This is a genomic window from Streptomyces sp. NPDC060184 (assembly GCF_042728795.1).
GTDB lineage: Bacteria > Actinomycetota > Actinomycetes > Streptomycetales > Streptomycetaceae > Streptomyces.
Genome location: NZ_JBHWYX010000051.1, coordinates 14326 through 27733, shown reverse-complemented (window position 1 = coordinate 27733; position 13408 = coordinate 14326). Strand labels below are relative to the sequence as shown.

At 76.4% G+C, this 13408-nt stretch carries 8 protein-coding genes; 7 read left to right on the top strand and 1 reads right to left on the bottom strand.

What is annotated here, in order from left to right:
• Positions 1 to 235: 235 nt before the first annotated feature.
• From ACFWEE_RS27525 to ACFWEE_RS27495, 7 genes are all read left to right on the top strand, one after another.
• Positions 236 to 1654 carry a HEAT repeat domain-containing protein gene (locus tag ACFWEE_RS27525; RefSeq protein ID WP_386893076.1) on the top strand — a complete coding sequence of 473 codons (1419 nt, stop codon included), beginning with the start codon at positions 236 to 238 and terminating at the stop codon, positions 1652 to 1654.
• A 185-nt stretch (positions 1655 to 1839) separates the two neighbouring features.
• Positions 1840 to 2976, top strand: a complete 1137-nt coding sequence (locus tag ACFWEE_RS27520) for a glycosyltransferase family 4 protein (RefSeq protein ID WP_386893074.1) — start codon at positions 1840 to 1842, stop codon at positions 2974 to 2976.
• Entirely contained in the window at positions 2973 to 4127 is a 1155-nt protein-coding gene (locus ACFWEE_RS27515; RefSeq protein WP_386893073.1) for a glycosyltransferase, read from the top strand. The genes ACFWEE_RS27520 and ACFWEE_RS27515 overlap by 4 nt, the downstream gene beginning before the upstream one ends.
• Positions 4124 to 5029 (top strand): SGNH/GDSL hydrolase family protein, encoded by a 906-nt coding sequence (locus tag ACFWEE_RS27510; protein ID WP_386893071.1) that lies wholly within the window; start codon positions 4124 to 4126, stop codon positions 5027 to 5029. Before ACFWEE_RS27515 ends, ACFWEE_RS27510 begins: the two co-directional genes overlap by 4 nt.
• A gap of 250 nt (positions 5030 to 5279) precedes the next feature.
• Positions 5280 to 6815 carry a hypothetical protein gene (locus tag ACFWEE_RS27505; protein ID WP_386893069.1) on the top strand — a complete coding sequence of 512 codons (1536 nt, stop codon included), beginning with the start codon at positions 5280 to 5282 and terminating at the stop codon, positions 6813 to 6815.
• Between the two features lie 79 nt (positions 6816 to 6894).
• On the top strand, positions 6895 to 7806 hold the full coding sequence (locus ACFWEE_RS27500) for a hypothetical protein (protein WP_386893068.1): 912 nt from the start codon (positions 6895 to 6897) through the stop codon (positions 7804 to 7806).
• Between the two features lie 75 nt (positions 7807 to 7881).
• Complete coding sequence (locus ACFWEE_RS27495) at positions 7882 to 12603, top strand: hypothetical protein (RefSeq protein ID WP_386893066.1); 4722 nt, start codon at positions 7882 to 7884, stop codon at positions 12601 to 12603.
• A gap of 195 nt (positions 12604 to 12798) precedes the next feature.
• Here ACFWEE_RS27495 and ACFWEE_RS27490 read toward each other — a convergent pair whose 3' ends face one another.
• Positions 12799 to 13194, bottom strand: a complete 396-nt coding sequence (locus tag ACFWEE_RS27490) for a hypothetical protein (RefSeq protein ID WP_386893111.1) — start codon at positions 13192 to 13194, stop codon at positions 12799 to 12801.
• Positions 13195 to 13408: the final 214 nt, after the last annotated feature.

Sequence of the window (13408 nt, the reverse complement as noted above, 5' to 3'; positions counted from 1 at the left end):
ATGGCTGGGTCATCATGACGTCGCGGGTCCGCTCCGGACCACCGACGAGAGGCTGAGGAAGATGCTCTACACCAGGCAGAAGACGGCGGTCGGCCGATCATGTCGCTGCGCGGTTTAGGCGGGTGACCGACGGATCACGGCAGGGGCAGCCCCCTGTCCGCCCCTGATCCTCCGGACACCACCCAGGAACTGAACAGTCCCGGTCGCGTCGACAGCTTGATGTGAGGCTTTCTCCATGTTCGATCCATTCATAGCGCCGAGCGGCACCCTGCTCGGCCTGCTGCAGAGGGGCCGCGGCGACGGCACGCTCCACGCGCTCGCCGCACCCCGTACCGAGGCGCTCGCGGCACTCAACCACTGCGTTCTGAGCGATCCCCGCCACGACTGGCAGGTCGAGAACCGCTCCCTCTACTACGCCCGGCTCTACATCGACCTCGACGGCGGTCTGGAGGAGATCGAGCGCCACCTCGCCGATCCCGAGGACCACCTCGACACCGACGACGCGCGTACCGGCCTGGCCCTCGCGGTCCTCGGCCACCTCGCCTCGTACGGACGCGGCGACGCCCTGGCGCTGCTGCGGACGTACGCCGCCACCGGAGCCAACTGGGCCTGGGCGCTCGACGAACTCGCCCTGCGCGACGACGACGCCGGCCTGCGCTCCCTCGCGCTGCCCGTCCTCGCCCGGTTCGCCGACACCCCCGAAGGCGCCGCCGAGCTCGCCGCCGCCGTACGCGACGCCTTCGAACCGCGCCCCTGGCGGCTCTGGGCCGACGACCCGCGCGCCGCCGTCGGCGCCCGCGTCCGCGCCGCCGGCGAACGCGGCTCCTTCGACCGCTGGCAGCGCCAGATGTCACCCGGCGGCCCCCGCCCCGGATGGAGCGTCCAGGCCGTCCTGGACTGGGCCCAGCAGGCCCTGGAACGCGGCAAGGCCCTGCACGTGCCCGCCGCCCGCTGCCTCGCCGCCGTCGCGGGCGCCGAGGACCGGCCCGCGATCGTGGCGGCAGCCCGCAGCGGCCCCGAGGGTGCCCGCTGCGCCGCCCTGCACTACCTCGCCGAGGCCGAGGACCCCGCCGTGCTCGACCTGATCGACGCCGCCGCCGCCGACCCCTCGCGCACGGTCGCCGAGACCGCCGTCGCCGCCTTCGAGCGGATGCCCGGCGACGCCGCCGTCGAACGGGCCCGCCGCTGGGCGCACCGGCCCGACGCGCTGGGCGCCTCGGCCGCCGGCACGCTCGCCCGCCGCGGCACCCCCGCCGACGCCCCCCTCGTCCTCGGCGCGCTGCGCGAGGCCGTGCGCGCGGGCCGGCCCGACACCCTGCGGCTCGGGCCGCTGGTGGACGGAGCGGGCCGCCTCGGCATCGCCTGCGCCGCCCCCGTCCTGCGCCACGTCTACCGGGAAACCCCCTCCTCGCACCTGAGGGGCCGCGCCGCCCGCGCGCTCGCCGCCACCGACCCGTCCTTCGCGACCGGCTTCGCCGTCGAGTGCCTGTGGGACTGCGAGGAGACCACCCGCGAGATCGCCGCGCTGCACGCGGAGACCGGGGACGTACGCGTCGCCGAGCGGCTGCGACGACTCGCCGCCGACCCCGCCGAGGAGGCCGAGGTGCAGACCGCGGTGCGCAGCCGCATCGAACCCGAGGCGACCGGGGTCTGACCCGGCCGGAACGCGCGAAGCGCCCCCGGGGACCGTGACATCCCCGGGGCGCGCGGCGGCCCGCACCGCCGCCCGGCCGGGCGCCGGTCCGTGCGCCCCGCACGGGTGCGAACGGCCACAGGACGTTTTCCGGCCGGACAGATCCTTGTCGGCCCGCTCACGCCCGCGGTGAGAACAACCCCCGTATGCGTGTCGTCATCGTCACCGAATCCTTCCCGCCGGACGTCAACGGCGTGGCCCACACCACTCTGCGGACCGCGCGGCACCTCGCCGCCCGCGGCCACCGGCCGCTCGTCATCGCCCCGGCCACGGCCGGCACCGACGCGGCGGACACCTCTCCCGACGCCGACGCCCCCTGCCCGGTGGTCCGCGTCCCCTCCCTCCCGCTCCCCGGCTACCCACAGGTCCGGGTGGCCCTGCCCGGTCGCAGGCTCGCCGCCGCCCTCACCGCCCACCGCGCCGAACTCGTCCACCTCGCAAGCCCGTTCGTGCTCGGCGCGCGCGGCATGAACGTCGCCGGACGGCTCGGACTGCCCGCCGTCGCCGTCTACCAGACCGACCTCGCCGGTTACGCCCGCACCTACCTCGGGACCGGCGAGCAGACCGCCTGGCGCCGCACGCGCGCCATCCACACCGCCGCCGACCGCACCCTCGCCCCCTCCACCGCCGCACTGGGCGACCTCGTCGCGCACGGCGTCCCGCGTGTCCACCTCTGGCCCCGGGGCGTCGACTCCATGACGCTCCGCCCCGGCCTGCGCGACGAGCGGCTGCGCCGGACCCTCGCCCCGGACGGCGAACGCCTCGTCGGGTACGTCGGACGCCTCGCCCCCGAGAAACACGTCGAACTCCTCGCCGGCGCCTGCACCGTGCCCGGCGTCAAGGTCGTCGTCGTCGGCGACGGGCCCAGCCGCGCCCCGCTGCGCGGGACCCTCCCCGGCGCCGTCTTCCTCGGCCGCCTCACCGGCGACGAACTCGCCCGGTTCTACGCCTCGTTGGACGTCTTCGTCCACACCGGCCCGTACGAGACCTTCTGCCAGACCGTCCAGGAGGCGATGGCCTCCGGGCTGCCGGTCGTCGCCCCCGCCGCGGGCGGGCCGCTCGACCTGGTCGACCACGGCCGCACCGGACTGCTGGTGCCCCCGCTCGACGCGGGAGCCGTCCGCGACGCCGTCCACGCGCTGACCGCCGACCCCGCACGCGCCGCCGCCTACGGGCGGGCCGGGCGCGCATCGGTACGCGGCCGTACCTGGGAAGCGGTCGGCGACCTGCTCCTGCACCACTACGACGAGGTACTGCGCGAGCGCACGGCGGTGGCCGCGTGAACGGGCTCAGGATCGTCAGACTCGCCAACTTCGTCACCCCCGCCTCCGGCGGACTGCGCACCGCACTCGACGAACTCGGCCGCGGCTACCGCGAAGCCGGACACGACCCCGTCCTCGTCGTCCCCGGCGCCGAGGACGGCGACCGGCGCACCCCGGCCGGCCGGGTGATCACCCTGCCGGGACCCGTGCTGCCCGGCAGCGGCGGCTACCGCGTCCTGCTCGGCCGCCGACGGCTCACCGCCCTGCTGGAGGAGCTGCGCCCCGACCGGCTGGAGGTCTCCGACCGCACCACGCTGCGCTGGACCGGCGCATGGGCCCGCCGCGCCCGGGTCCCCGCGGTCATGGTCTCCCACGAGACCGCCCACGGCGTGCTGCGCACCTGGGGCGTCCCGGACCGCACCGCCCGGCACGCCGCCGACCGCCTCAACCTCCGCAGCGCGCACGCCTTCACCCGGATCGTCTGCACCACCGAGTGGGCCGCCCGCGAGTTCCTGCGGACCGGCGCCGCCAACGTGGTCCGCGCACCCCTCGGCGTGGACCTGCACCGCTGCGCCCCCGGACGCCACGACCCGCGGCTGCGAGCCCGCCTGCTCAGGGGCCAGGACGTCCTCCTCCTGCTCTGCTCCCGCCTCTCCGTGGAGAAGCGCCCCGGGCGCGCCCTGGACGCCCTGGCCGCGCTCCGGGCACACGGCGGGGTCCGGGCGAGCCTCGTGGTGGCCGGGGACGGCCCGCTGCGGACCGCGCTGGAACGCCGCGCCAGGACCGAACGCCTCCCCGCGCTGTTCCTCGGGCACATCGCCTCCCGCGACCGGGTGGCCCGCCTCCAGGCATCGGCCGACCTGGTCCTCGCCCCCGGCCCCGCCGAGACCTTCGGCCTCTCCGCGCTGGAGTCCCTCGCCTGCGGCACCCCGGTGGTGGCGAGCGCCGGCTCGGCGCTCCCCGAGGTCCTCGGCGGCGCGGGCCTGGCCGCCGCCGACACCGGCGAGGCGTTCGCCGCCGCGGTACGGGAACTCCTCGCCCGCCCGGAGAGGGACCGCCGGGCCGCGGCCCGCGAACGCGCCGGACTCTACGGCTGGGACCGCTCGGTCACCGCGTTCCTGGCGGCCCACGACGTACCGCGCCGCGACGGGGCCCGGGAGGCCCGGACATGAGCGCGCCCACCGGCGTCACGGCCCGGGACGGAGTCCCGGACGGAGCGGGAGAACCGCCCGCCCGGCTGCGGTTCGCGGCGCTCGGCGACTCGTTCACCGCCGGGGTCGGCGACCCGGTGGCCCAGGGGAGGCGGGGGTGGGCCGCACTCCTCGCGGACGCGCTCGACGACGGGTCCCGGGGCGTGGAGTTCCGCAACTACGCGGTGAGCGGATCGCTCTCGGCCGACGTGCGCGCCCGCCAGGCCCCGGCCGCCGCCGCGTTCCGCCCGCACCTGGCCGCCGTCGTCTTCGGCACCAACGACACCCTGCGCCACCCCTTCGACCTGGACCGCCTCGCCCACCGCATGGACGAGGTCTGCGGACAGCTGGCGGCGGGCGGAGCCGTACTCCTGACGGCCTGTCTCCCGGACCCGGGAGCCGTCCTGGGACTGCCCGCCGTCCTCGGCCGCCCGCTCGCGCGCCGCCAGAGCGGCGTGAACGCGGTCGTGCACCACCTCTCGGCCCGGTACGCGGCGGTCCACCTCCACGCCTGCGACCCCGCCTGGGTGGCGGACCGCTCGCTGTGGAGCCCGGACCGCCTGCACCCCGCCGAACGCGGCCACCGCAAGGTCGCCGCCGACTTCCACGGACTGCTCACCGCGCGCGGCCTGGCGACCGGAGCGCCGCCCGGCCCCGAACCCCGGCTGCCCCGCCCCGGCCGAGCCGCCTCCGTACGGCTGCTCGTCACCGAGGGCGCGGGGTGGCTGGCCCGCCGCTCCACCGACCTGCTGCCCCAGCTCCTCCTGATGGCCGCCCGGGAGGCCGGCCACGCCGCGCTCGGCACCACCGCCCGCCTCGACCAGGAGCACCGGCGCACGGTGCTCGCCGCGCTGGCCGCCGTACGACCCGTGCCACCCCGGTAGCCCCGGCCCTCCGCCTCCGCCTCCGCCTCCGCCTCCGCTCACCGTGCGTGGGCGAGGAGCCGGGCCGGGGCCGCCCGCGACCGGCCCCGGGACGGATCCCGCGCATCCGCGACCGCCGGAGAACCGGTGTTCCGGCGGTGCCCTCCGCCCCCCTCCGACGCCCTCCCGCGGGGCCGGGCACGTCCCGGGCGGGGCGGTCGGATCTGCGCCGTTTCGACCGTTGTCAGGGTGAGGACCTAATCTGTGACGCGTGACTTCGCCTGCCGATACGGACAACGCCGCGCCCCAGCTCAGCGCGGGCCCGCGGCCCGCACCCGGCCCGGCCGCCGACGAGGGGCTCGCGCGGCGGCTCCGCGCGCTCGCCTGCACCGCGCCGCTGCACGATCTCGACGTGCGCAAGGCGAACCTCGCCGGTGAGTACACCGTCTACGCGATGGCCGAGATCGCCCTCGCCGCGATCGACGTGGTCACCCTCCACATGGACTTCGACACCGGCGCCGACCACGAACAGATAGTGACCAGGCTGCTGCCCCGGGTCCACGCCCAGGCGCCCGACCGCCCCGCGTCCGAACACGAGCGGGTCGCCCGCTGGGTGCTGGACAACCTCATCAACGTCGGCAGCGTCGACCGCGGGTTCCGCGCGGTCTACGGCACCTTCGGACCCGACGGCGTCTACGTCCGCAGGGACTACGACTTCAAGCTCGTCGAGGAAGTCCCCGGCCACGGCGGCACCGTCTTCCTCCGGGCGACCGACGAGGCCGTCAACGTCCTCGTCGGCGCCCTGGACACCGACGTGACCAGCGCGCAGATCGCCGCCGAGGTCAAGCTGGAGGTGCTGGTCAGCCGCGGCCGTCTCGCCGACGCGCAACTCGCCGCCGAACAGGCCCGCTACCGCACCGTGCAGTACGCCGAGACGCTCCGCCGCACGCTGGAGGCGACACGCCGCAACGTCCGCGCCGTCGACTGGCTCAACGCCGTCCCCGACATGATCGCCGAAGCGCTCGACCACGTCGCCGACCGCTACCGCCACGAGAACGCGATCCTCACCAACATCCGCAAGGCGCGCGACGAGGCCGAGGAACCCGAGAACAAGCGCCGCGCCGCCGAGCTCGTCGACATCGTCAAGGACTGCATCCGCCGCCACACCCAGCTCCAGTCCCGGCTCCTGGAAGCGGGCCCCCTCTTCCGCGCCGAACAGGACCGGCAGGCCTTCGCCACCCCGGCCTCGCGCACCGGCCTCGACCTCTACGGGCAGCTCCTCGCCCCGATCCTGCCGCTCCCCGTCGACCAGTCCATCCGCGCCACCGACGCGTTCTTCGCCCGGGGCACCGGACTGCGCACCCCCACCTCCGTACGCGTCGGCGACCTCGTCGACCTGCTGCTCGCCCCGCCCGTGGAGCGTGAGCACCTGGGCGCCGAGATGCCCGAGCCCGACCTGATCGCCACCCCCGACGACAGCCGGTTCAGCGAGGACCAGCTCGCCCGTGCGACGGCCCTCCTCGACCTGGAGCACGACGCCCCCCGCCGGCTCTCCGGACTGCTGGCCGAGGCCCGCGCCACCCACGTGGACGACCCCGAACTGCCGTACCTGGTGGCCCTGCTGGCGGTCCACGCGGCGAGCCCGCCGGTCGGCACCGCCTACCGCCAGGGGGAGCGTCGCCTGCTGTTCGCCGTGGACGACGGCACCGAGCTCGACGACCCCGAGTTCGGCGGCGCCGACCTCATCGTGGGGACCGCCCTGCTCGACGCGGTGGGCATGGCGGCCGACCGCCAGGAGGCGACATGAGCGCCTCGCCGGCGAACAGCGGCCCCGCACCCGTCCGCACCCCCGTACCGAAGCAACTCCGCACCGAGGAGCCCCAGCCGTGAGCGACCACCGCGCCGAGCACACCGACGCGTGGGACGAACCCGCCGTCACCCCCGCAGTGGAGCCCACTCCCGCCCCGGGGCAGGCGGCCGTCACCCCGGCCGACGCCGCCGACGCCGCACGCCTGGTCTCCTTCGGCCTCCAGCCCAAGCTCGTGCCCGCCCGGGACGCCGAGTACGCCGACCTGCTCCGCCGCTACCGCGAGGAACCCGCCTTCGGGCGGCTCGCGGACGCCGTCGCCACCGGCCTCGGCCTGGTCGTCCTGGAGGTCTCCACCCGGGCCGGGATGGCCGTCACCGCCGACGAGGACTCGGTCTTCGCCGTACGGATGGGCGACTACGCCCGACGCGCCTCCTCCGACGCCGCCGACCGGTTCCTGCACGGCCTCGCCCACCTCGCCGTCGCCGCCATGGCGTTCCCCCGGCCCGAGGACCTCGCCGACGACGCCTACATCGGCCGCATCACCGTCAACGGCGTCGACGCCTTCGTCCGCCAGGCGTGCCTGCGGCTGGAGGAACGCGCCGCCGAGCAGGGCGAGAACACCGACCCCACCAGTGACGCACCCGGCCTCGAAGCCGGCTGGCGGGTCTACGCCCGCCGCAGCGCGACCGGCGCCACCAAGGACGCCCGCCGCCTCGCAGGATCGACCACCGGCATCATCGGCAAGGCCGTCGCCTTCCTCACCGACTCCGGCTTCCTCCAGCGCACCGGCGACGACGCGGGCGGCACCTACCGCACCACCGCGCGCTACCAGCTCCAGGTCCGCGACATGGCGGGCAGCGCCGCCATGGCCGAACTCCTCGAACTCGGAGTCGTCCCCGTCACCGACGGGGCCGCCACCCTGCTGCCCCCGCGCGACACCGAGGACCTGGACCTCGCCGCCGACGCCGGCCTGCCCTTCCACGGCTGACGCGCCCGGCGCGCCCGCCCCCACGCCCCACCTGTTCTGCCCGTTCCGCTTCACGAACGACGAGAGTCCGCCGCCATGTACGAGTTGTCCCGGGTCCGCCTCTACTCCATCGGACCGGCCGGTGCGCGCTATGCCGACACCGTTCTCGATCTGCGCGGCGTCGGAGCGCCCGTACCCGAACCCGCCCCGGCGCAGGCCGAGTTCTTCGAGGACGAGCCGGTCGGCCCGCCGCGCCGGCCCGCCCCCGCCGGCGTCCTCTTCCTGGAGAACGGCGGCGGCAAGTCCGTCCTGCTGAAGCTGATCTTCTCGGTGATGCTGCCCGGCCACCGCAACACCCTCGGCGGCGCCAGCTCCGGCGTACTCCGCAAGTTCCTGCTCGCCGACGACTGCGGGCACGTCGCCCTGGAATGGCAGCACACCCTCACCGGCGAGTGCGTCGTCGTCGGCAAGGTCAGCGAGTGGCGAGGCCACCAGGTCTCCAACGACCCGCGCCGGTTCGCCGAGGCCTGGTACTCCTTCCGCCCCGGGCCGGGGCTCAGCCTCGACAACCTCCCCGTCGCCGAGGCCACCGCCGTCGGCCGCCCCGCCGAAGGCACCTCCGGCGCCCGCGGCAGGCGCCGCACCATGAAAGGCTTCCGCGACGCCCTGATGGACGCCGGGAAGTTCTACCAGCACCTCGACGTGCACTGGGAAGAGATCCACGACCGGTGGAACGAACACCTCGGCGACCTCGGACTCGACCCCGAACTCTTCCGCTACCAGCGTGAGATGAACGCCGACGAGGGCGAGGCCGCCGGACTCTTCGCGGTCAAGAAGGACTCCGACTTCACCGACCTGCTGCTGCGGGCCGTGACCGACACCCGCGACACCGACGGCCTCGCCGACCTCGTCAGCGGCTTCGGCAACAAGCTCGGCCGCCGCGCCGAACTCACCGCCGAACGCGACTTCACCGCCGGCTCCGCCGACCTCCTCGGCCGGATCGTCGAGGCCACCGCCGCCCGGTCCCGCAGCCGCGACGTCCACGCCGGCGCCGAACGCCGCACCCGCACCCTCGCCCGCCGGCTCTCCGCCCGCGCCACCGAGGAACGCGGCCGTACCGCCGAGCTGGCCCAGCACGTCACCGCCGCCGCCCATACCGTCACCGAGGGCGAACGCACCCGGGGCCACCGCGCCCTCGTCGCCGCCGAACTCGCCTACCGCAACGCCTCCCTCGCGCTGGCCGCCGCCGAGAAGGCCGCCGCCGCCCAGCGCCGCGAGCTGGGCGACGCCCGTACGCTGCACTCCGCCTGGCAGGCCGCCGAGGCCGTGCTGCGCCACCGCGCCGCCGCCGACCGCTCGGCCCGCGTCGCCGCCGCCATCCGCGAGGCCGAACGCGACGCCGCACCCGCGCTCGCCGCCCGCGCCACCGCCGCCGCCGACCTGGTACGCGCCCTGCACACCGCCGCCGAGGACGGCGAGCGGGTGGCCAACGAGGAGGAGGAGCGCTCCGACACCCTCCAGGCCGAGGGCGAGCGCGCCCACCGCGACGCCACCACCGCCGCCACCGAGGCCCAGCGCGCCCGCAGCGAGGCGGGTCACCTGCGCCAGCGCCTCGCCGAGGTCGAGCAGGAGACCGCCGAGGCCGTCCGGGCCGGCTGGCTCGACGACACCGCCCCCGACGCCGACCCGGCCCGCGCCGCGCTCGCCGCGAGCGACGCCGAACAGGCCGCGGTCGCGGCCTGGGACACCGCCCGCGCCGCCGCCCGCGCCTTGGCCGACCACGCCCGGGAAGCCGCCGCCGCCGAGAGCCGCGCCGAACTCGCCGCCGCCCGCGCCGCCGACGCAGCCAAGGCCGCCGAACGGTCCTGGGAGGACGAGCGCGCCGCGGCCGACGCCCTCGCCGCCGAGAGCCGCCTCGCCGACCTCCTCGGTCTGCCCTCCGGCACCGGCGTTCCCCAGCCCCGCAGCGGCGCGGACCCCGACGAACCGCACGGCACCGCGCAGCAGGGCGCCCGCAACCCCGGCGAGGCCGGGTCCGCCCCGCACGGCACCGACGGCCAGGTCGCCCTGGCCGACCGCCGCACCGTCACCGCCCGCGCCCTGACGACCGAGGACTTCGACCGCAGCGCCGACGAACTGCGCGACCTCCTCGACCAGGGCATCGCGACCGCCGAACGCCGCCTCTTCGACCTGCGTACGGCCGCCGCCGACGACTCCCGCATCCTCGGCGCCCTCGGCGACGGCGGACTGCTGCCGCCCGGCCCCGACGTGCTGGCCACCGTCGAATACCTCGGCGAGCACGGCATTCCCGCCCTGCCCGGCTGGCGCTACCTCGCCCAGGCCGTCGACCCCGCCGACCACGCCCGCGTCCTCGCCGCCCGCCCCGAACTGGTCGACGGCGTCGTCATCACCGACCCCGGCGCCCACGCCCGCGCCCGCGAGGTCCTCGGCGGCGCCGCCCTGCTGCCCCGCTCCACCGTCGCGGTCGGCACCGCCGCCGCACTGCTCGCCCCGGTGCCCGACGCGGCCGGCGGCACCGACGACGTGTTCCTCGTACCGCCGAACCCGGCCATGCACGACGAACTCGCCGCCGACGAGGAGCGCCAGGCCCTGCGCGCCCGCGCCGCCGACCGCGACGAGGACATCCGCGCCCTCGCCGCCCGGCTGGCCGGCGACCGCGCGCTGGCGGCCCGCATCGGCGCCTGGCGCGCCGACTGCCCGCCCGGCATGCTCGCCGAACTCGCCGCCGCAGCCACCACGGCGCGGACCGCGGCCGAGACCGCCGAGGAAGCCCTCGCCGAGGCCAGGGCCGTCCGCGCCGAGGCTGATGAGGCCGCCGCCGACACCGCCCGGGTCCGCGAGGAGCGCCAGGAGGCCGCCCAGCGCGCCCGCCGCGCCGCCGACGCCCTGGCCGGTCTCGCCCACCGGCTCCGCGAACGCGCCGGCTGGCAGATCCGGCTCCGCGAACTTGCCGACGAGGCCGCCGAGTCCGAGGCCCGCGCGGGGACCTTCCTGGACCGCGCCCGCGCCGCCGACGAGGACCGCCGGGCCGCCCAGCGCGCCGCCGACGACGCCCGCCGCACCGCCCGCGCGCTGCGCGCCGAGCGCGCCGAGATCGCGGGCGCCCCGGAGACCCTGCCGGAGCCCGACGAGCACACCGCCCGCCAGGCCCTGCCCACCCTCCGCGAGGCCTACCGCGCCGCCTCCCAGCTGTACGAGAAGGTCGGCGTCGGCGCCGACCTCCGCGCCGAACAGGCCCGCGCCGAGAGCGACGAGAGCGCCGCGCTCTCCGAACTCGACCGCCTCAGCAACAAGGTGCGCACCCGCGCCGCCCAGCTCCTCGAAGGCACCGACGGCGCCGACGGCCCCTCCCGGCAGGCGGCGGCGGCCCGCGCCGAGTCGCTCGTCCAGCTCCTGGAGACCCGCGCCAACACCGCGAGCGAGCAGCTGGGCCGGCTGCGCGGCGAGGCCGAACGCCTCGCCCCCGAGGACGAGTCACCGCACCACACCGAACTGCCCGAGGAGCTCGTCCCGGCCGACGCCGAACAGGCCCAGACCCTGCTGCGTACCGCCACCGGCGAACTCTCCGCCGCCACCGCGGCCCTGGACACCGCGCGCGCCGCGCACGCCGAGCTGCTGCACGCCCACCGCACCGCCGAGGACTCCGCGGGCGGCTTCGAGGAGACCGCCGCCCTGCTGCGCGACCTTCTGCGCGACCACGGCACGGAGGACGAGGACGACGGCCCCGAGCCCCACCCCGGCACCCTCGAAGAGGCCCGGACCTCCGCCGCCGAGGCCCGCCGCTCGCTGCGCGGCTGCGCGGCCGACCTCTCCGCCGCCGAGGCCGCGGTCCGCGAGGCGAGCGACATCCTCGTACGGCACGCCAACTCCACGCGGTACGAACAGGTGCGCACCCCCGCCCGCCAGCAGATCCGCGAACTCCCGGCCTCCGCCCTGCCCGAGCACGCGCAGAAGTGGGCCGACGCCTTCGCCCCCCGGCTCCGCGTCCTCACCGACGAACTCGCCCAGCTGGAACGGAACCGCGACTCCATCGTGGACCGGCTGCGCGGCCTGGTGGAGTCCTCCCTCGCCACCCTGCGTTCCGCGCAGCGGCTGTCCCGGCTGCCCGAGGGACTGGGGGAGTGGTCGGGGCAGGAGTTCCTCCGCATCCGCTTCGAGGAACCCGACCAGGCGACCCTGACCGAGCGCCTCGGCGAGGTCATCGACGAGGCCACCCACTCGGCCCTCAAGAAGAACGCGGACCTGCGCCGCGACGGCATGTCCCTGCTGCTGCGCGGGGTCGAGGCGGCGCTGCGGCCCAAGGGCATCGCCGTGGAGATCCTCAAGCCCGACGCGGTGCTGCGCGCCGAACGCGTACCCGTCGGACAGATGGGGGACGTCTTCTCGGGCGGCCAGCTGCTCACGGCGGCCATCGCGCTGTACTGCACCATGGCCGCGCTCCGCAGCAACGACCGGGGCCGCGACAAGCACCGGCACGCCGGCACGCTCTTCCTGGACAACCCCATCGGCCGCGCCAACGCCACGTACCTGCTGGAGCTCCAGCGCGCGGTGTCGGACGCGCTGGGCGTCCAACTGCTCTACACGACCGGCCTGTTCGACACCACGGCGCTCGCGGAGTTCCCGCTGGTGATCAGGCTCCGCAACGACGCGGACCTGCGGGCCGGGCTGAAGTACATCAGCGTCGAGGAGCACCTGCGTCCGGGGCTGCCGCAGCAGGACCCCGAGGGCGAGACCGTGCACGGGGAGATCACGGCCACCCGGATGTTCAAGCGGAGCACGGAGCAGGCCACGGCCTGATCCGGCAGGACGGCACGGGCACGCCCGCACCGCGGCGGGCGTGCCCGTGCCGTACGAGCGAGCCGTACGAGCGAGCCGTACGAGGTGCTGCACGGCACCCCGTATGCCCGTGCCGTACGGGGTGCGGGCATCGGGTGCGGGCATACGGCCTCAGCGGCCGTGTCCGCGGGGCGGTCGGCGCGTGGGGCCCGGGGCTCACACCCGGGAGAGCCGCCCCCGGCCCGTACCGCTGTGCCCGTGTCCTCCTATGCCCGCGCCGCCCTCGCGCGGGGCCCGGCGCTCCGCGCGGCGGGCCCGCCGGCGCTCGCGGCGCATCTGCCGCGCGGTGCTGCTCGGCACCGACACCACACCGTGGCGCTGGTTCCACACCTGGCGGGTCACCCAGACGTCCAGCACCGACCAGGTCGCCCCGACCGTGCCGGCCACCCCGCCGAGCACCATCGGGAAGGCGAGCCAGGACCCCGTCAGGGTGCACAGGAACGCCACCATGGCCTGGATGAGCGTCAACGACACGATCATCACGGCGCGCACCGCTGCCGTGCGGACGGGATCGGGCATCCGTCGGCGGACCGCGGGCTCCTCCACCCACAACTGCCGAGGCACACGCACGTCCCGCACCGGTGTGGCGTCCGACGACGCGGCGCCCCGGTATTCCCGAGTGCTCAAAGGACCTTCAACTCCCCACCGCTGACCGACTTGAGGGTGACTGCCCGGCTTGCCGGCGTTCTACGCGGACCGGCCGGGCCGACCGCACGGCGGATCGCGCCGTCCTGCCGCACCGGCCTCCGGCGTGACTCCTGCCCCG